Below are 19,990 nucleotides of genomic sequence, written 5' to 3' on the forward strand. Positions count from 1 at the left end.
ATGCAGCGCACGGCACCACGGAAAAGGCCCGCAGACGAGGCCCGCTATCTTCGGCGGGTGCGGCCGCAGGACTGGCGCGATCCGGAGCCGAAAGGCATCTACGATCTCGTGGTCGTCGGGGCGGGATCGGCGGGACTTTCGGCAGCCGAATGGGCCGCGCGGCGCGGCTTTTCGGTCGCGCTCGTCGAGCGCGCGCATCTTGGCGGCAATTCGCTCAATGCCGGGTCCGTGCCGTCCAAGGCGATCATCCGTACCGCGCAGATATACGGCATCATGCACGACGCCGACGAATTCGGTGCGCCCATGCCGGTCGAATCCGCCCTCGACTTCGGCGATGCGATGGCGCGCATGCGCAGTATCCGTACGCGCGTCGCGGTCTATCATTCGGCCCATGACCTCACCGCCCTCGGCATCGACATCTTCTTCGGCGCCGCCCGGTTCACGAGTGCCGACGCCCTGTTCGTCGACGATACGCGCCTGCGCTTCCGCAAGGCGCTCGTCGCCACGGGCGCGCGGCCGCGAATCCCGGACATTCCCGGCCTCGACGAGACCGGCTATCGCACGAGCTCGACGATCTTCGACATGACGGCGCTGCCGCAGCGCCTTGCGGTCGTCGGCGGGGGGCCGCTCGGCTGCGAACTGGCGCAGGCCTTCTGCCGGTTGGGGGCGCATGTGACCATCGTGCAGAACGATCCGAAATTCCTGCCGCGCGAAGAGCGTGACGCGGCGGAGATCCTCTCCTGGTCCATGGCGCGCGACGGCATGGAGATCCGCCTGAACACCGCCGTCGTCGGCGCGCGGCGCGATGGCGACGTCAAGGTGCTGGAAACGCTCAACAACGAGATGAAGGGCGAGATCGCCGCCGACGAGATCCTCGTCTGCACCGGCCGGCTGCCCAATGTCGATGAGCTCGATCTCGATGCCGCCGGCGTGGCGTTCAGCCCCCTGCGTGGCATCAAGGTCGATGAATTCATGTGCAGCAGCAATCCCGACATATACGCCGCCGGCGATGTCTGCCTGTCGCTGAAATTCACCAATGCGGCGCAATCCTCGGCGCGGATAGCGGTGGAAAACGCGCTGGCGCAGGGCCGGCTGCGGCATGACAATTCGGTCATTCCCTGGTGCACCTTCTGCGATCCGGAGATCGCCCATATCGGCCTGCAGGTCTGGGAAGCTCGTACGCAGTCCATCCCGATCAAGAGCTATACGGTGATGCTGAGCGACGTGGACCGCGCCATCACGGACGGGCAGGAGACCGGCTTCGTTAAGATCCACATCGCGGAAGGCAGCGACCGCATTCTCGGCGCGACCATCGTCGCCTCGAGGGCCAGCGAACTGATCAACGAAATGGCCGTCATCATGAGCACCGGCATCGGCATGGAGGCGCTTGCCAAGGTGGTCCACACCTATCCCGCCCAGTCCGGGGCGATCATGCTGGCGGCGCAGGCCTACCGGCGCGACGTCGACAGGGTGGCCCGGGGCTCCCCTGAAGGCGAGCCGGCCTGAAGCGCCCTCAGGCGTGATCGCGGGCGGGTACGAGGCGGATGGTGTGTGCGAAGAAGTCGCCCTTCATCTCCTCCGCGCCCATCGCGATGATCGCCGATCCCGCCAGTTCCTCCCGGAATATGGCGGCGATCCTCTCGCCGTTGCCATCGGCGGCAAGGTCGCCGATATCGTCGATGACGATCCAGTCCGGGCGGTGGAGCATGAGCTGGACGACACTCAGCATCCGCCGCTCATCGTTTCCAAGTTCATGCTCCCAGCGCGCATTGCGGTCGAGCAGGGATGAAAGGCGTTCCAGCCCGGCCCGTTCCAGCGCCTTGAGGATATCCTCATTCCGGCAGGCATCGACGTCGCGCGGATAGCACAGCGCCGCCCGGAGCGTGCCGAGCGGCATGTACGGATCGCGCACCACCACGGCGAGGCCGGCATCGCGCGGCAGTTGGATGCTGCCCCTGCCCCAGAGCCAGAGGCCGGCAAGCGTGTGCGTCAGCAGCGTCTTGCCGGCGCCCAGCGTCCCGGTGACGAGCAGGCGGTCGCCGGGGCGGACCGTCACATGCGGCTCCGAGAGCCGAATCTTTCCGTCCGGCACGTCCATTTCCAGCCCGTCGATGACGATGGCGGGCTCCGGCGAGCGGGTGAAGGCGATGCGGTCGTCCGCCCCGTCGGCCGTGTCGGCTTCGAGGAGGGCAAGCCGGAATGCCGCGACACGCCGCAGCGTTGCGCGCCAGTCGGCGATGGAGCCGATATTGTCGACGAACCACCGCAGCGAGGCATGGAATTGGTTGAACGCGCCGACGGCCATCATCAGCCCGCCGAATGTCATGTCACCGCCGAAATAGACCGGCGCGGCGATGATGATGGGCGCGACGATCGTCACCCAGCCATAGCCCGAGGTGACCCAACCGAGCCGGATCGTCGCGGAAACGATGCGGCGGGTGGCGAGGATGACGGCTCCGAGATCACGCTGCAGCCGCCGCGCCTCGTCCGCCTCGCCGGATGCGACCGATATCGCCTCGATCTGCTCGTTGACCCGCACGAGGGAATAGCGCAGGTCCGCCTCGCGCGCATAGCGGTCGCCATTCAGCGCGATCAGCGGGCGGCCGACCATCCAGCTGAGCCAGGATGCCGTTCCCGAATAGACGACCGCCGCCCAGACCATGTAGCCGGGAATCTGGAAGGCGGCGCCCCACAGATGGAAGACGAAGCCCGAGGAGAGCGCCCAGAGCACGCCGACGAAGCTTGCAAGCAGGACGCCGGCCTGCAGCAGCCCGACGCCGAGATCGACGGAAAGATCGCACAAGCGATGGGCATCCTCGTGCAGCCGCTGATCCGGATTGATACCGATCTGCCCCCTCCGGGCGACGCAGAACGCGCGGCCCGGCCGGAGCCATTCGTCGATCATGTCACGGGTCAGCGCCTCCCTGAGCCGCAGATGCAGCATCTGGTTGAGCCATTGCTGCACGACATTGAGGACGAGCAGCGCGCCCGCGATCTCGAAGAAGACGAGGAGCTGCGCGAGGAAGGCCTGCATGTTGCGCTGCTGCAGAGCGTCGTAGAACGGCCTGTTCCAGCCGTTGAGAACGATCTGGCCATAGGCCGTGGCAAGAATGACCGCGAAGATGCCCGCGGCGAGCAGGACCAGTGTACGCCTGAGCGGCGAGCCGCGAAAGGCGTCGGCCATGGTGGCGAGATATTGCCGCAGCGGCCGTTCCTCCACACCGTCACGCATCCGGCCGGACCCTGCCTTAACCGCGATGCCGCCGCTGTCTCTGGTCATGCCGAGCCCTTCGAAGAGAATGGCGCGAGACTACACCGCGTCCTCGGGCGCCGTCCATTCAATCGGGCGTGACATGTCGGATTGCGAGGAATAACCGCGCGAATGGAGCCGCTGCGGAGCAGCCGCGAAACCATTCCATTTTCAGCAGAAACGAGAGATCGAAATGGAATTTTTTTCTTCAACTGTGGACATTACGGCATCGATGTGTCATAAGATGTCCAAATTGCGACGCTATATCGCTTTTGCGAAGCCCTTCGGCCTGCGCGTCCTTCCATCCCGCTGATAGCGTCATCAGCTCACAACAGACAAAGGAGAGCGCCCTGCTTCCGGAGCCGGGCCCAGTACAATATGGCTTTTATAACTGAGAGCGATCTTGCGGCGAACGACCGGCCGGTGAAGATCAGCATCAGGAATGTTTTCAAGGTTTTCGGCGAACGGCCGGAAAAGGCGCTCGAGCTTCTAGAGGCCGGCAGATCCAAGGCCGAGATCCATGCGGCGACCGGCTGCACCATCGGCGTCAACAACGCGACCTTCGACATCCGCGCCGGCGAGATCTTCGTCATCATGGGGCTTTCGGGCTCCGGCAAATCCACCATGCTGCGCCTCATCAACCGGCTGATCGAGCCCACATCCGGATCGATCGAGATCGAGGGCCGCGATGTCGCCCGCATGCCGCGCGGCGAACTGATCGCACTGCGCCGCCGCGACATCAGCATGGTCTTCCAGTCCTTCGCGCTCCTGCCGAACCGCACCGTCATCGACAACGCCGCCTTCGGGCTGGAAGTTGCCGGCGTCGGCGAGGCCGAGCGCAAGCAGCGCGCCCGCGCCGCACTGCACGCCGTCGGCCTCGACGGTTACGACGACAGCCGCCCCGACCAGCTTTCCGGCGGCATGAAACAGCGCGTCGGCCTTGCCCGCGCGCTCGCTGCAGAACCCACCGTGCTCCTGATGGACGAGGCCTTTTCCGCGCTCGACCCGCTCATCCGCACGGAAATGCAGGACGAGCTGGTGCGCCTCCAGGCCGAGCACAGCCGCACCATCGTCTTCGTCAGCCACGACCTCGACGAGGCCATGCGCATCGGCGACCGCATCTGCATCATGCAGAACGGCGAGGTGGTGCAGGTCGGGACGCCGGACGAGATCGTGCTGAAGCCCGCCAACGACTACGTGCGCTCCTTCTTCCGCAATGTCGACGTCTCGCAGGTCTTCCGCGCCGGCGACGTCGCCCGCAAGACGCAGGTGACGATCATCGAGCGCCAGGGCGTCTCCGCCGCCGCGGCGCTGGAGCGCATGGAGCACTACGACCGGGACGTCGCCATTATCCTCGGCCGCGACAAGACCTATCACGGCATGGTCAGCCGCAATTCGCTGATCGAGACTGCCCGCGACGGCGCGAGCGATCCCTACCGCCGCGCCTTCCTGCCGGATATCGAGCCGATCCCGGCGTCCGAGAGCCTCTCCAACGTCCTCGGCAAGGTCGCCGCCAGCGCCTTCCCCGTGCCGGTCGTCGACGAGGCGAACCGCTATCTCGGCTCCATCAGCAAATCCGCGCTTCTCGAAACGCTCGATCGCACTGCCTGATCCAGCCCCTTCGGAGATAATCCCATGACTTTCGATATCGGTGACGGCGTCGACAGCGCCGTCAACTACATCCTCGACAATTTCGCCCCGCTGCTCGACCTCATCGCCGCTGCCATCGGCGCGGTGACGAACAGCATCCAGACGACGCTCATGGCAACGCCCATGCTCATCGGCCTTGCCGTCTTCGTGCTGCTGTCGCTCTGGCGCGTCGGCGTCGGCTTTGCCGTCTTCACCGCCCTTTCGCTCTGGCTGGTCGATCATATGGGCCTGTGGTCCGCCATGATGGAGACGCTGTCGCTGGTCCTCGCCTCGACGCTCGTCGCCATGCTGATCGGCCTGCCGCTCGGCATCGCCATGGCGCGCAGCGACCGGACCGCCGCCGTCGTGCGCCCCGTGCTCGACCTCATGCAGACCATGCCCGCCTTCGTCTATCTCATTCCGGCGGCGATGTTCTTCGGCCTCGGCGCCGTGCCCGGCACCATCGCGACGGTCATCTTCTCGATGCCGCCGGTCGTGCGCCTCACCAATCTCGGCATCCGCCAGGTGCATGTGGAGTTCATCGAGGCCGGCAACGCCTTCGGCTGCACCGCCGCGCAGCTGCTCTTCAAGGTGCAGCTTCCCAATGCCCTGCCCTCCATCATGGCCGGCATCAACCAGACGATCATGCTGTCGCTTTCCATGGTGGTGATCGCCTCGATGATCGGCGCGGGCGGCATCGGCAACACGGTGCTGACGGGCATCCAGCGCCTCGATGTCGGCACCGGCTTCGAGGGCGGCATCGCCGTCGTCATCCTCGCGGTGATCCTCGACCGGATCACCCAAAGCCTCGGAAAGGAACGCGCCGGCCTCTGGCGCGCCCTCTTCCGTCGTCAGGCGCCGCAGCCGGTGGGCACCACCGCGACCGCCTGAAGATGGCGGCGTCACGCGCCGCCGAATGCGAACCTTCAAAAAAGGAGCAACCATGTTCAAGACACTCGCAACCATGAGCCTTGCGGCCGGTATCGCCGTCGCCACCTTCGGCACCGCGCTGGCCGCGGACAAGGCGCCGGTCAAGATCGGCTGGGCCGCCTGGTCCGACGCCGAATTCGTGACCAAGCTCGCCGCCAAGCTCATCAAGGACGAGTTCGGCCAGGAGGTCGAACTCGTGCAGACCGATGTCGCCCCGCTCTACCAGGGCGTCGCGCGTGGCGACCTCGATGCCATGATGATGGCCTGGCTGCCGGAAACCCACGCCGACTATTTCGCCAGGGTGAAGGACAAGGTGACGACGCTCGGCACCGTCTATGACGGGGCGAAGCTCGGCTGGGTCGTGCCTAAATACATCCCCGAGGACGCCATCGCCTCCATCGAGGACCTGAAGAAGGACGACGTGAAGGACAAGCTCAAGGGCCGCGTCGAGGGCATCGATCCGGGCGCGGGTCTCACGCGCCTCTCCGAACAGGCCGTCAAGGATTACGGACTCGACGGCTACAAACTGCAGATCTCCAGCGAGGCCGGCATGCTGACGACGGTCGACCGGGCGTTCCGCAAAGAGGAGTGGTTCGTCGCCACCTCCTGGAGCCCGCACTGGATGTTCGGCAAATACGAGCTGCGCTATATCGACGATCCGAAGGGCGCGCTCGGCAAGGCCGAGCATGTCGATATCCTCGCCCGCAAGGATTTCCAGAAGGACAATCCCGAGGTCGCGGCCTTCCTCTCGCGCATGAAGCTGCCGATCGGCGATCTGGAAGCCGCGATGTTCGACGCCCAGGAAACCTCCTATGAGAAGGCTGTCGACAAGTATATCGCCGGCCATCCCGATCAGATCAAGGCCTGGCTCGCCAAGGAAGACGGCTAAGCCCTCTCTCCGCCTGCCAAGCATGACGGAAGGCCCCGGAGCTATCGTTCCGGGGCCTTCCTGCTTTTTGAGCGGCCGCCTTGCGAAGGAACATTGTTCCCTGCTGCCGGTTCTACCGGAGAAATTTGCAAGAGCCGGCGGAGTGCAGCGTGAAGTGGTTGAGAGACAATAGCCTGACCGTCGTCCTGGCCGTGGCCACCGTGGCGACATTGGTGGGCATGCTGTTCACCGGGCTCTCCGTCTATAACGAGGAACTGGCGCAGCATCAGCGGCCAGCGGTCGGGATTGCCGCCTATCTCGTCAGCGGGCATTTCCTGTCCGCCGTCTTCGAGAACTGGGAAAGCGAATTCCTGCAGATGTCGGCCTATGTCGTGCTGACCGCCTTTTTCTTCCAGCGCGGCTCGGCGGAATCGCGCGACCCGGACAGGAAGACGGAGCCGCAAGACGAGGAGCCCGCATGCCACCACGGCGACCGGAACGCGCCGCTGCCCGTCCGGCTCGGCGGCATTGCGCGCACGCTCTATTCCTATTCGCTCGGCATCGCCCTCTTCGGGCTCTTCCTGTTCAGCTTCATCCTGCACATGCGATACAGCGCCGCCGCGCAGGCGGCTGAGGCGGTGCTGCACGGGCGGCCGGCGCCCGGCCTTCTCCAGCATCTCGGCAGCGCGCAGTTCTGGTTCGAATCCTTCCAGAACTGGCAGTCCGAGTTCCTGTCGACCGCCGCCATCGTCATCCTGTCGATCTTCCTGCGCTATCGCGGGTCGCCGGAATCGAAGCCCGTCGCCGCCCCGCATTCGCAGACGGGCGACTAGCCCTCGGAGGCTCCATTGACCGCCTGGGATGCAGCCCGTTTCTGCCGCGCCAACTGGCGGCACCTCTGCGTCGACATGCAGCGCATGTTCGCCGAGGATACGCCGTGGCACGTCCCATGGATGGAGAGGGTAAAGGATGAGGTCGTCGAAGTCTCCGGGCGGCACAGCGAGCGAACGATCTTCACCCGCTTCATGCCGCCGGAGACGGCCGAAGACGCATGCGGCGCCTGGCGCGACTATTACAGGAAATGGCCGATGATGACGCGGAGTGCGCTTCCCCCGGAGCTTCTCGACATCCTGCCCGAGCTCCGGCGCTTCACCCCGCCGGCAAGGCAGTTCGACAAACAGGGCTATTCGCCTTGGCTGGACGGCCGCTTGCACGCGGCGCTGCGCAGGGACGGCGTGACGGCGCTTGCGATTTCCGGCGGCGAAACCGATGTCTGCGTGCTGGCGACGGTGCTGGGCGCCATCGATCTCGGATACCGCACCGTCCTTCTGGAAGACGCGATCTGCGGCAGCGCGGATGAAACCCACGACGCCTCGCTGACCGTGCTGGGAGAGCGGTTTTCCGTACAGCTCGATCTGGTCCCGACGGCTGATTTCCTGGAAGGCTGCGCCCGATCCGCGCCGCTTTACTGAACCCTGCAGGTTTCCTTTCGGCACAGGGCATGGCAATGCTTCCACGCGAATGATCGTTCAGCCCTTCAGCATGACGGAACACCCATGTCCCTACCCCGGAAAATCGGTTTCATCGGAACAGGCGCCATCACCGACGCGATGGTGCGCGGACTTCTCGCCGACCCCGCCGCCGTGCCCCATGTCATGGTCTCCTTCCGCAGCGCGGATGTCTCGGCAAGGCTCGCCGCCGATTTCGCCGAGGTTCTGGTTTCGGACGACAACCAGGCCATCGTCGACGGCTGCGATACGGTCGTTCTGGCGATCCGCCCGCAGATCGCCGAAGAGGTCGTCCGCCCCGTACGCTTCCGCGACGGGCAGAAGGTAATCAGCGTCGTGGCGGCGACCAGCAGGGAGACGCTCCTCGACTGGATCGACGCGGATGTCGACCTCACCCAGGCGGTTCCCCTGCCCTTCGTCGCCCGGCGCAAGGGCGTCACTGCCGTCTATCCGCCGGATGCGGGCGCGGCGGCCATCTTCAACGTGCTCGGCAATGCCGTCGAATGCGAGACGAAGGCGGAATACGATCTTCTCGCCGCGGCCAGTGCCCTGATGGCCACCTATTTCGGCATCATGCACCGCACGACGGAATGGCTCGCGGAAAAGGGCCTGCCGGAGGAAAAGGGCCGCGCCTATCTCGCGCCGCTCTTCGCGGGCCTCTCCGAAACCGCGCTTCATGGCGGCCGACATGTCGATTTCATGGAGATGAGCCGCGAATACGCCACCAAGGGCGGTCTCAACGAGCAGGTCTTCCACGATTTCGACCACAAAGGCGGCACCAGCGCGCTCACGAAGGCGCTGGACAGGGTGCTCGAGCGGATCAGCCGCTAGAGTATTTCCAGCAAAAGTGCGAAGCGGTTTTGCGTTCGGAAATACGGCAATGCTTAGGCGTTGTTCAGCTCCGCTCGATATCGCGCCGCAGCACGATGGAGGTGGTGAGGTCTTCGACGTTTTCCAAGGTCGAGACCTCGTTGCGCAACTCGTTCAGCGCGTTGATCGACCCCACCTCGACTTCCACCACGAGATCGAGCTGGCCGCTGACAGAGGAGACCTTGCGGACCGAGGCGAAGCCGGCAAGCCGGTCGAGCACGCCGATCGAGGGGGTGCGCTTCAGCGTCACGAGCAGGAAGGCCTGGATCTGCCCATCGTCAAGCTGACCGATATCGGCCCGGTAGCCGCGGATGATGCCGGCCTTTTCGAGCCGCGTCACCCGCTCCGTCGTCGCGCTGCGCGAAAGGCCGACCCGCCCGGCGAGCGTCTTCATGGGAATGCGGGCCTCGCGCGAAAGAATGCTGAGGATCGTCCGGTCTATGGCGTCCGTATCCTGCACCGCTCTCTCCCTGAAATGACACCGACAAGATGACGGTTATTATAAACAAAGTGCAGGCACAACCGGCATAATGCCGGATGCGGCGATCCGGCGTCCGTGCAAATCTCCACGGCGAAACGAGGATTGCCATGAACGACATGCTGACGACCACCCCGGACTTTTCCATCGAGGCCGCCGCCGCCCTCCTTCGCGAGCATTACGGCCTGACCGGCACGCTTTCGCCGCTCGCCAGCGAACGCGACCAGAATTTCGAGGTGGAAACGCCCGAGGGGATCTTCATCCTGAAGCTCGTCAACGCCGCCGAGCCGGAGGTCGAGAGCGATTTCCAGACCGCGCTGCTCGCCCATGTCGGTGCCCATGCCGGCGATCTGCCCGTACCGCACATCCGCCCGACGCTTGCCGGTGCCAGCCTTGCCCGCGTCACCAGCCCGGGCGGCGCCAGCCACCGCGTCCGCCTGGTCAGCTGGGTGCATGGGCAGCCCCTTGCCGAGACGCAGCGCAACGATGCCGCGCTCGCATCCCTCGGACGGATGCTCGGCCGGTTCGATGCCGCCCTGAAGGGCTTCATGCATCCCGGCGCGCTGCGCGACCTCGACTGGGATATCCGCAAGGCCGGCCGCTCGGCCGACCGGCTGCACCATGTCACGGCTTCCGAGGACCGCGCGCTGCTGGAACGGTTCCTCGCCCGCTTTTCCGCGATCGAGTCGCGCCTTGCGACCCTGCGCGCCGCCGTCATCCATAACGATGCCAATGACTGGAACGTGCTGGTCGATGCGGCCGATCCGGATCGCGTTTCGGGCCTCATCGATTTCGGCGATGCACTCCATGCACCGCTGATCGCGGAAGTCGCCATCGCCGCCGCCTATGCCGGCCTCGACCATGCCGATCCGATCGGCGCGGCCGCCGCCATCGCCCGCGGCTTCCATGCGGAATATCCGCTTCTGGAAGAGGAGGTCGATCTTCTCTACGACCTCATCGCCATCCGCCTCGTCACCTCGGTCACGATATCCGCCTCGCGCCGCGCCCATACCGACGACAACCCCTATCTTGCGATCAGCGAACGGCCTGCCTGGACGCTGCTGCGCAAGCTCGACCGCATGAACCCGCGCTTTGCCACCGCGATCCTGCGCAAGGCCTGCGGCTTCGAGGCCGCGCCCGGTGCGCGCACCGTCATCGACTGGCTCGCGGCCAACCGCAAGACCCTGGCGCCGCTGCTCGAACGCCCGGCGGCGACCTATCCGGCCGCACTGGTACCCTATGGCGACCCGGCCCATCCGATGACGGTCAAGTCCGCCGCCCAGCAGCCGGACGCGGCACAGACCATCTGGGACGCCTATTGCCGCGAAAACGGCATCGAGCTCGGCATCGGCCCGTGGGGCGAAGAGCGCACGGTCTATGCCGGCGAGATGTTCGTCTCGCGCTTCATCGAGGGAACGCGCCGCACGCACCATCTCGGCCTCGACCTCTTCATGGCGGCAGGCACCAAAGTCTTCACGCCGCTTGCCGCCACCGTCGTCAGCGTCGAGATCGAGAAGGACCCGCTCGGCTATGGCTGCCTGATCGCGCTTCGGCACGAGCCGGAGGGCTGCCCGCCCTTCATCTCCCTCTGGGGCCATCTCGCCCATGAGGCCATGAACCGCCTCAAGGCCGGCGACCGGCTGCAGGCCGGTGCGCTGGTCGGCGAAATGGGCGCACCGTCGGAAAACGGCGGCTGGGCGCCGCACCTCCACCTCCAGCTTTCCACCGACACGGACCTTTCGGCCACCGAGATCCTCGGCGTCGGCGAGCCGCGCTATCTCGACGTCTGGGCCGAACTCTTCCCCGATGCCCGCACCTTCGGCGGCATCGCGCGGGAATTCTACGAGCGGGAGGGCCGCTCGCATGAGGAGATCGTCAGGATGCGGCGCGAGCTGCTTCTGCCGAACCTCTCCATCTCCTACGAAAAGCCGATCAAGTTCGTGCGCGGCGAAGGCGTCTGGCTGATCGACGACGGCGGGCGGGCCTATCTCGACTGCTTCAACAATGTCTGCCACATCGGCCATGCCCATCCGGCCGTGGTGGAGGCGATGGCCAAGCAGGCCGGAACGCTCAACACCAATACCCGCTACCTGCACGACAATATCGTCGCCTATGCCGAGCGCCTGACGGCGACGCTGCCGAAGGAGCTGACGGTCGCCGGCTTCGTCAACAGCGGCTCGGAGGCCAACAGCCTTGCGCTACGCATGATGCGCGCCCATACCGGCCGCGAGAACGCCATCACGCTCGACTGGTCCTATCACGGCACGACGCAGGAGCTGATCGACATCAGCCCCTACAAGTTCCGCCGCAAGGGCGGCAAGGGGCCGAAGCCGCATGTCCATGTCGCGACTGTCCCGGACAGCTACCGCGCGCCGGCCGACTGGCCGCTCGAGGAACACGGCAGGCGCTTTGCCGAAAGCGTCGCGGAGCTGATTTCCGCCATGCAGGCGAAGGGCGAAGGTCCCGGCTTCTTCATCGCCGAATCCATTCCGAGCGTCGCCGGCCAGGTCTTCCTGCCGGAAGGCTATCTCAGGGAGGTCTACCGGCTGGTGCGCGAGGCGGGCGGCGTCTGCATCGCGGACGAGGTGCAGGTCGGCTTCGGCCGCGTCGGCAGCCATTGGTGGGCCTTCGAGACGCAGGGCGTCGTTCCCGATATCGTGACCATGGGCAAGCCGATCGGTGACGGCCATCCGATGGCCGCCGTGGTGACGACCCGCGAGGTCACCGAGAGCTTCAACAACGGCATGGAATATTTCAACACCTTCGGCGGCAACCCGGTCTCCTGCGCCATCGGGCTTGCCGTGCTCGACGTCATCGAAAGCCAGGATCTGCGCGGCAATGCGCTCGCGATGGGCAACTACCTGATGGACGCCTTCCGCGACATGCAGAAGCGCCACGAGGTGATCGGCGACGTGCGCGGCCTCGGCCTCTTCCTCGGTATCGAGCTGGTGACCGACCGCAAAAGCAAGGCACCCGCGACCGAATTCGCCCGCGCTGTCTCCAACGGCGCCCGCCGGCGCGGCGTGCTGATGGGCACGGAAGGCCCGCACGACAATGTGCTGAAGATGCGCCCGCCGATGATCTTCTCGAAACGCGATGCGGACCACCTGATCGCCGTTCTCGAGGACACCTTCGCCGACGTCGCAAGGACGCTCGGCTAAGGCAAGCCACACCAAGGACCGAATAGCCTGAGCCGGGAAAGCCCTTTTCCGGCCGGGATGACGCATATCCAAACAACGGAGGAGGAACCCATGAAACTGAAAGTTCTGGCCATGGCCGCAGCGGCGCTTGCCGCCGGCACGGCCGCACACGCCGGCACGTTCGACATCATCAAGGAGCGGGGCGAGGTGCGCTGCGGCGTCAGCCAGGGCGTGCTCGGCTTTTCGGTGCCGGACAAGGACGGGAAATGGGGCGGCTTCGACGTCGACTTCTGCCGCGCCGTCGCCGCCGTGACGCTCGGCAATCCGGACAAGGTGGCCTATGTGCCGCTTTCCACCAAGGACCGCTTCACCGCGCTGCAATCGGGCGAGGTCGATCTTCTCTCGCGCCAGACGACGTGGACGCTCTCGCGCGACACCGATCTCGGCATGAGCTTCGTCGGCGTCGCCTACTATGACGGCCAGGCCTTCATGATCAACAAGGACCTCGGCGTGAAGAGCGTCAAGGAAATCTCGGGCGCCTCCGTCTGCACGGAAACCGGCACGACGACCGAGCAGAACATGGCCGACTATTTCAGCGCCAACAAGATCGAATACCAGGTCATCGCCTTCGAGAAGCCGGACCAGACCGTGCAGGCCTTCAATACGGGCCGCTGCGACGTCTATTCCACCGATGCCTCCGCGCTCTACGCCCAGCGCCTGACGCTCAACGACCCGGACCGCTTCGTGGTCCTGCCCGAAGTCATCTCCAAGGAGCCGCTCGGCCCGGCCGTGCGCCAGGGCGACGACCAATGGTTCAAGATCGTGCGCTGGACGCTCTTCTCGCTGATCGAGGCGGAGGAGATGGGCATCACCCGGGAGAATGCCGCCTCGCTTCTCGAAAGCGGCACGGTCGCCCAGAAGCGCTTCCTCGGCATCGAGAGCGAAGCCGGCAAGACGCTCGGCCTCGACCCCAAGTGGGCCTACAACGCCGTTGCCGCCGTCGGCAATTACGGCGAGATCTTCGAGCGCCATCTCGGCAAGGAGAGCCCGCTCAAGATCGATCGCGGTCTCAACCGCCTCTGGAGCGACGGCGGCCTGATGTACGCGCCGCCGGCCCGCTGACGGCCGAGAATCGGGAAAACCTTCGCCGTGGCTCGACGCTGCGGCGAAGCGCTTTTTGGCGGCGGGATGGCGCCTCCAGCCGCCATCCGGTTTATGTCTGGTGGCCCCATTTTCGGCGATACACGCCTGAATGGAATTAGGTGGACAAGATTTCACAATCCGGAAGCCGCCATATTCCTAAATCAATAGACAAACTTAGTATATGTAACAAATTGAAATTTATACGTATTATGCCTTTCTTAAAGGGTAACCTTCACCCAAAATTGTCACCACAATTATGCCTAGAGTCTGACGGCACATTCTGACCGGTTCAACATTTGCCCGGCAAGGCCGGCAAGGAGCACGGGTCATGGCGCGATGGGCAAAGGCGGTCGTTGCGGGCGTGCTGTGCATGGCGGCCGGCGTCTTTCTGGGGGCGAACTGGAGCAGCGGCTCGCTCTCGGGCGCCACGCATGCCGAGAACGCCGCCCCCGCCTCCGCTGTCCGTCGCAACATCGGCAAGCCCGCGGTCGTCGTCGCGGCCGCCGTCGCCCGGGATTTCCCCTTGAAGGTGCAGACCTTCGCCACCGTGCAGGCGCCGGCCACCACGGCGATCAGCGCCCGCGTCTCCAGCCAGATCACCGAAATCCATGTGAAGGACGGTCAGATCGTCAAGGCTGGTGACCTCCTCTTCATGCTGGACGACCGTGCGCTGCAGGCGCAACTGGCGCGCGATCAGGCGACCCTAGCCAAAGACGAGGCGGGGCTTGCCAGCGCCATGGCCGAGCTCGACCGGGCAAAATCCCTCCTCGGCTCCAGCATCTCGCAACAGACGCTGGAAACCGCGCAGGCCGCCGCCAAGGCCGCGCAGGCGACCATCGGCGCCGACAGGGCGACGATCGATGCCGATAATGTCCAGATAAGCTATACCCGCATCACTGCGCCCTTCGACGGCAGGCTCGGCACGGTCGGCGTCAGCGTAGGCGACATGGTGGGCGGCACAGGCGCGATCACCAGCCTTGCGACCCTCACCGCCATCGACCCCGTGGAGGTCTCCTTCCGCCTGCCCGAGCGAGAGCTCCCTGCCATCAAGGCGGCGCTCGACGCCGGCCGGCCGCCGACGGTCACGGTGCTGCGCCCGGACAGCGGGGAGACGCTGGCCAAGGGGCCTCTCGATTTCATCGATTCCGCCGTCGACAACACGTCCGGCACCATCGCCATGCACGCGACCTTCGAAAACGGCAGCCAGGCCCTGTGGCCCGGCCAGTCGGTGACGGTCGTCGTCGAGAAGAGCGTCCTTGCCGCGGCGATCACCGTGCCGGCCGTCGCCATCCAGCCCGGGCAGGATTCCGCCTTCGTCTTCGTCGTCAAGCCGGACGATACGATCGAGCGCCGGCCGGTGACGGTCGCCGCCTCCGACGACATGTCCGCCGCCGTCGACAAGGGGCTTACCGCGGGCGAAAAGGTGGTCGTCGAGGGCCAGTTGAACCTGCGCCCCGGCCAGGCGGTCACGACGGCCGACGCGCCATCGACCGATTCATGAGGATGGACGGGCCATGTCGCTCTCGCAATTCTGCATCCGCCGCCCCGTCGCCACGCTGCTCCTGTCGATCGCCATGGTCGTCGCCGGCCTCTTCGCCTATGTGAATCTTCCGGTCGCGGCGCTGCCGCGCGCCGATTTCCCGGTCATCAACGTCTCGGCCTCGCTGCCCGGCGCCTCGGCCGAGACGATGGCGCAGTCGGTGGCCACGCCCCTCATCAAGCAGTTCTCGACCATCGCCGGCATCGACAGCATCTCTACCACGAACGCGCTCGGCAGCACCTCCATCGCCATCCAGTTCGAGCTGACCCGCGACATCGACGCCGCGGCCGCCGACGTACAGGCTGCGATCACCCGCACGCAGCGCCAGCTTCCGCCGGAAATGACCAATCCGCCGAGCTACCGCAAGGTCAATCCCGCCGATGCGCCGATCCTGCTGCTGGCCCTCAGAAGCGACACCGTTCCGCTGACCCGCCTCGACGCCTTCGCCGAGGACGTCATCTCCCCGACGCTATCGACGCTCGACGGCGTGGCGCAGGTCTCGGTTCTCGGCAGCCAGCAATATGCGGTGCGCATCCAGATCGACCCGGATGCGCTGGCCGCCCGCGGCATCTCGGTTCCCGCGCTCCAGCAGGCGATCACCGACGCCAACAGCGACACGCCCCTCGGTACGCTCCGGTCCGAGGGGCGGCAACTGACCATCGTCACCGACGGCGGCCTCGAGAATGCGGCCGCCTTCTCGAAGATCATCGTCAGCAACGGCGCGGGCGGCCCCGTGCGGCTCGGCGACGTGACGAAGGTTGTCGATTCCGTCGCCAATACGCAGGTGGCGAGCTGGTACGACGGTTCGCGCGCCATCATCCTCGCCGTGCAGCGCCAGCCGGATGCCAACACCGTCGCCGTGGTGGACCGTGTTCAGACCATGCTGGAGACCTTTCGCCAGCAGTTGCCTGCCGGCGCGAGCCTGGAGACGCTGAACGACCGCTCCCGCTCCATCCGCGCGGCCGTCAGCGACGTGCAGTTCACACTGATGCTGACGATCGGCCTCGTCGTGATGGTGATCTTCCTGTTCATCCGGCGCCTGCGGGCGACGCTGATCCCGGCCGTCGCCGTGCCCGTCTCCATCATCGCCACCTTCGCGGTGATGTATCTGCTCGGCCTTTCCATCGACAACATATCGCTGATGGCGCTCACCATTTCCGTCGGTCTCGTGGTCGATGACGCCATCGTGATGCTGGAGAATATCGTTCGGCACATGGAGGAAGAGGGCAAGGGCGCCTTCCAGGCGGCGCTCGACGGCGCGTCGGAGATCGGCTTCACCATCATCGCGATCTCCCTCTCCCTCGTCGCGGTCTTCCTGCCGATCCTCCTGATGGGCGGCGTCGTCGGCAAGATCTTCAACGAATTCGCTGTGGTGGTCACGGTCGCGATCCTCGCCTCGGCCTTCGTCTCCCTGACCCTGACGCCCATGCTCGCCGCCCGCCTCCCCAAAGGGGCGATGCCCACCGAAGGCGTGCAGGAGCGCGGCATCGGCGGCTGGCTGGAGAAAGGCTTCGCCAAGGTCCTTTCCGGTTACGACCGGGGCCTTGCGTTTTGCCTGCGCTTCCGCTTCGCGGTCCTTCTCGTCTTCTTCGCCACGATCGCCGTCACGGTCTATCAGGTCTCGACGATCCCGAAGGGGTTCTTCCCGCAGGAGGATATCGGCCAGCTCCAGGTCACCACGCAGGCACGGCCCGACATTTCCTTCGACGCCATGTCCGCCCTGCAGGCCAAGGTCGAGGACGTCTTCCGCAACTCGCCCTATGTCGCCAATGTCGGAAGCTCGGTCGGCGCCTCCGGTCAATCCTCGCTGCTGAATTCCGGCCGACTTTTCGTGGAACTCAAGCCGAAGACCGAGCGCCCCGCGCTTGCAACCGTGCTGCGGGACCTGCGCCGGCAGCTCTCCACCATCGCCGGCGTCCAGACCTTCATGTCGCCGGCCCAAAACCTCTCCATCGGCGCGCGCGGTTCGGCGAGCCAGTACCAGCTCGTGGTCCAGAGCCTCGACCAGGACAAGATGAACGAATGGTCGGGCAAGCTCGTCGACGCGATGCGCGCCGAGCCGGCTTTCTTCCTCGATGTCAATTCCGACCTGCAAAACAGCGCGCCGCAGGCACGCCTTGTTGTCGACAAGGACAAGGCGGCCGCGCTCGGCGTCGACACGGGCACCTTGCGCAGCGCGCTTTACGGCGGCTTCGGCTCCCAGCAGATCAGCACCATCTTCTCGGCATCCGACAGCTATGACGTGATCATGGAACTCGATCCCGCCATCCACTGGTCGCCGGAGCGGCTGGAGCAGATGGAGGTGCCCGCCGGCGGCGGCAAGCTCGTGCCGATCGGCGCCTTCGCGCATATGGAGATGACGGCGGGCCTTCTCACCGTCAACCAGCTCGGCCAGCTTCCGGCCGTCACCCTTTCCTACAACCTGCCCGCCGGGGTGCCGCTCGACGCCAGCATGGCCGAGATCGCCCGCCTGAAGGCCGAAATCGGCCTGCCCGCCGATGTCTCCACGCAATATTACGGCACGGCGAAGACCTTCCAGGATTCCGTCGCCAACCAGGGGCTGCTGATCCTTGCGGCAGTCCTGACCATCTACATCGTGCTCGGCATCCTCTACGAGAGCTTCATCCATCCGCTGACCATCCTCTCGGGCCTGCCATCGGCCGTATCGGGCGCGCTCCTCGCCATCGGCGTCTCGGGCTTCGACCTCTCGGTCATCGCGGTGATCGGCCTCCTGATGCTCATCGGCATCGTCAAGAAGAACGCCATCATGATGATCGATGTCGCGCTGACGCTGCAGCGGCAGGGGCTTGCTGCGCGCGACGCCATCCACAAGGCCTGCCTGCTGCGTTTCCGCCCGATCATGATGACGACGCTGGCGGCGATCATGGGCACGTTGCCCATCGCGCTCGGCAGCGGCGCCAGTTCCGAGCTCCGCCAGCCCCTCGGCGTGGCCGTGGTCGGCGGCCTGATCGTCTCGCAGACCCTGACGCTCTTCGTGACGCCGGTGATCTACCTCTACATGGAGGGGCTCAAGGATGCGGTCCGCAGGCTCTTCGGCGGCACGAGGAAGAGCGCACCCGCCGATGCGCTTTCCGTCAGGGTGTCGTCCGAGTCCTGAACTGGCCGGCTCGTTCTTCACTCGAAGGCGTAGTCGGCGGGAACCATCTGCGTCTCGATGGCGAAGGTGACCTCATCGCCGAGTTCGGGAATGGCGAAGTCCAGACCCCATTCGCTGCGCTTGATGCTGCCGGTCGCCGAGAAGCCGATCTTCGGCACGCCCATCATCGGGTGCTCGGCCATCGAGCCGTTGAAGGTGACGTCGAGTTTCGCCGGATGCGTCTCGCCCCGGAAGGTCAAGAGACCCTCGACGGTGCCCGTCTTCTCGCCCGTCACATGAACGCTTTTCGAGACGAAGGTGATGGGCTTGTCCGCCAGGAACGTCTCCTCGCCGCCGATTTCCCTGTCGAAATCCACCTTCTCCGGCCAGGGATAGTCGGTGCGGACCGAGAGGGGATCGATGGTGACCGAGAGCGTCGAGGCTTCCGGCCTTTCCGGCTTCCAGTCGAGGCGCGCATCGACCCTGGTGAAGCGCGCCGTATAGTGCGACAGACCGGAATGGTTGAACGACCAGTTGAAGCTCGAATGCGATGGGTCGGTCTTGTAGGCCCCGCCCGGCGCCGGGTCGGTGGGGGCGGCAAATGCGGCGGTGCTCAGGCCAAATGCGAAGGCGAATGCGGTGATGCGAAGCATGGATGTTTCCTTGGCTGCAGGGTGATACGAGGCGGGTTCAGGCGGCCTTGTCGCGGCCGATGGCCTGAAGGCGCTCGAAGACACGGGCCGGATTTGGAACGTCGAGATCGAACACGATCCCGAACGTATCGGCGAGCTGGTCGGCGCTGGTGATGCGCTGCTCGGTGAGGCTTGCCGCTGTCACCCGACGCAGACAGTCGTTCTGCAGGGCGACATAGCCGTCCGCCGTGTGTCGCAGGATCGCGAGCGCATTGGTGAACGGCGAGCCGGGATCCTGCATCAGCCAGCCCTGCGTGGCGGCCATCGCGGCCTCGTCGCTATGGTCGGGCCGGAAGTCGAAGCTCTTCGCGATGCCGCGCACATGGTTGTTGAAGCGCAGCCAGCCGCCGTCGGCCGGCACGATCGAGAAGTCGAAGCCGCGCTGGCTGATCGGTCCGGCGGCAAGCGGAACCGGCTCGACGATGGCATCCGCGATGCCGACCTCGGCGAGGTAGGGACGGTCGAGATCGACCCGCAGCGTCAGGTGGTTGCCGATGGCGATATCGCCGAGCCTTTCCCGGTCGACGCCGCCGCAAAGACGGGTCACGCAGAAACCGAGGGCAGCAAGCGCCGCACCGAAGAGGCCGTTCATCTCGTAGCACCAGCCGCCGCGCCGCCCCTCGACCATCTTCGCAAAGGCCGCGGCCGGGGCGACAGAGGACGGCCAGCCCATGAAGGCGTCCAGCGCCTCCCAGGTGAAGGTCATCAGATGGGCGCGGTGCAGCCGCGACAGGCTTGAGACATCGAGGCGGGCCGGCCGCTCCATTCCGATGCGGGCGAGATAGGCGTCGAGTTGCGCGGCAGTCAGGGTCATTGCGTTTTCGTTCGAAGGCACGTGCGTCATC

15 protein-coding genes are annotated in these 19,990 nt (G+C 65.6%); 11 read left to right on the top strand and 4 right to left on the bottom strand.

The genetic code is table 11. The features are described from left to right. The gene (locus ShzoTeo12_RS23120) at positions 1-1,506 is read left to right on the top strand and encodes a mercuric reductase (protein ID WP_318912634.1); all 1,506 of its coding nucleotides are present in this window, start codon (positions 1-3) and stop codon (positions 1,504-1,506) included. A gap of 7 nt (positions 1,507-1,513) precedes the next feature. Here ShzoTeo12_RS23120 and ShzoTeo12_RS23125 read toward each other — a convergent pair whose 3' ends face one another. Further along, positions 1,514-3,280: an ABC transporter ATP-binding protein/permease gene (locus tag ShzoTeo12_RS23125; protein ID WP_318912635.1), complete on the bottom strand. Its 1,767-nt coding sequence runs from the start codon at positions 3,278-3,280 to the stop codon at positions 1,514-1,516. Between the two features lie 348 nt (positions 3,281-3,628). Between ShzoTeo12_RS23125 and proV the strand changes: the two genes are divergently transcribed. The 6 genes from proV (at position 3,629) to ShzoTeo12_RS23155 (ending at position 9,016) form a co-directional block, all read left to right on the top strand. Continuing rightward, positions 3,629-4,861: a glycine betaine/L-proline ABC transporter ATP-binding protein ProV gene (gene proV, locus ShzoTeo12_RS23130; protein ID WP_318912636.1), complete on the top strand. Its 1,233-nt coding sequence runs from the start codon at positions 3,629-3,631 to the stop codon at positions 4,859-4,861. A gap of 24 nt (positions 4,862-4,885) precedes the next feature. Continuing rightward, positions 4,886-5,770, top strand: coding sequence for a proline/glycine betaine ABC transporter permease (locus tag ShzoTeo12_RS23135; protein WP_318912637.1), 885 nt, complete (start codon positions 4,886-4,888; stop codon positions 5,768-5,770). 52 nt (positions 5,771-5,822) lie between these two features. Next, positions 5,823-6,698: a glycine betaine ABC transporter substrate-binding protein gene (locus ShzoTeo12_RS23140; RefSeq protein WP_318912638.1), complete on the top strand. Its 876-nt coding sequence runs from the start codon at positions 5,823-5,825 to the stop codon at positions 6,696-6,698. 149 nt (positions 6,699-6,847) lie between these two features. Beyond that, positions 6,848-7,510 carry a DUF6766 family protein gene (locus tag ShzoTeo12_RS23145; RefSeq protein WP_318912639.1) on the top strand — a complete coding sequence of 221 codons (663 nt, stop codon included), beginning with the start codon at positions 6,848-6,850 and terminating at the stop codon, positions 7,508-7,510. A gap of 75 nt (positions 7,511-7,585) precedes the next feature. Then, positions 7,586-8,149 (top strand): cysteine hydrolase, encoded by a 564-nt coding sequence (locus ShzoTeo12_RS23150; RefSeq protein WP_318914353.1) that lies wholly within the window; start codon positions 7,586-7,588, stop codon positions 8,147-8,149. An 84-nt stretch (positions 8,150-8,233) separates the two neighbouring features. Then, on the top strand, positions 8,234-9,016 hold the full coding sequence (locus ShzoTeo12_RS23155; protein WP_318912640.1) for a pyrroline-5-carboxylate reductase: 783 nt from the start codon (positions 8,234-8,236) through the stop codon (positions 9,014-9,016). 64 nt (positions 9,017-9,080) lie between these two features. Here ShzoTeo12_RS23155 and ShzoTeo12_RS23160 read toward each other — a convergent pair whose 3' ends face one another. After that, a complete protein-coding gene (locus ShzoTeo12_RS23160) occupies positions 9,081-9,515 on the bottom strand; it encodes an Lrp/AsnC family transcriptional regulator (RefSeq protein WP_119255621.1) in 435 nt (144 codons plus the stop codon). Positions 9,516-9,643: 128 nt separating this feature from the next. On the opposite strand from ShzoTeo12_RS23160, the gene ShzoTeo12_RS23165 reads away from it, so the two are divergent. The 4 genes from ShzoTeo12_RS23165 (at position 9,644) to ShzoTeo12_RS23180 (ending at position 18,474) form a co-directional block, all read left to right on the top strand. After that, positions 9,644-12,694, top strand: a complete 3,051-nt coding sequence (locus tag ShzoTeo12_RS23165) for an aminotransferase class III-fold pyridoxal phosphate-dependent enzyme (protein WP_318912641.1) — start codon at positions 9,644-9,646, stop codon at positions 12,692-12,694. Between the two features lie 90 nt (positions 12,695-12,784). Beyond that, entirely contained in the window at positions 12,785-13,795 is a 1,011-nt protein-coding gene (locus tag ShzoTeo12_RS23170; protein WP_413251167.1) for an amino acid ABC transporter substrate-binding protein, read from the top strand. A 349-nt stretch (positions 13,796-14,144) separates the two neighbouring features. Next, positions 14,145-15,317 carry an efflux RND transporter periplasmic adaptor subunit gene (locus tag ShzoTeo12_RS23175; RefSeq protein ID WP_318912642.1) on the top strand — a complete coding sequence of 391 codons (1,173 nt, stop codon included), beginning with the start codon at positions 14,145-14,147 and terminating at the stop codon, positions 15,315-15,317. 13 nt (positions 15,318-15,330) lie between these two features. Beyond that, on the top strand, positions 15,331-18,474 hold the full coding sequence (locus ShzoTeo12_RS23180) for an efflux RND transporter permease subunit (protein ID WP_318912643.1): 3,144 nt from the start codon (positions 15,331-15,333) through the stop codon (positions 18,472-18,474). Positions 18,475-18,491: 17 nt separating this feature from the next. Here the strand turns inward: ShzoTeo12_RS23180 and ShzoTeo12_RS23185 are convergent, their stop codons facing one another. After that, positions 18,492-19,106, bottom strand: coding sequence for a YceI family protein (locus tag ShzoTeo12_RS23185; RefSeq protein WP_318912644.1), 615 nt, complete (start codon positions 19,104-19,106; stop codon positions 18,492-18,494). 37 nt (positions 19,107-19,143) lie between these two features. After that, on the bottom strand, positions 19,144-19,989 hold the full coding sequence (locus ShzoTeo12_RS23190; RefSeq protein ID WP_318912645.1) for an arylamine N-acetyltransferase family protein: 846 nt from the start codon (positions 19,987-19,989) through the stop codon (positions 19,144-19,146). Position 19,990 lies beyond the last annotated feature (1 nt).

This window comes from Shinella zoogloeoides, assembly GCF_033705735.1.
Taxonomy (GTDB): domain Bacteria; phylum Pseudomonadota; class Alphaproteobacteria; order Rhizobiales; family Rhizobiaceae; genus Shinella; species Shinella zoogloeoides_A.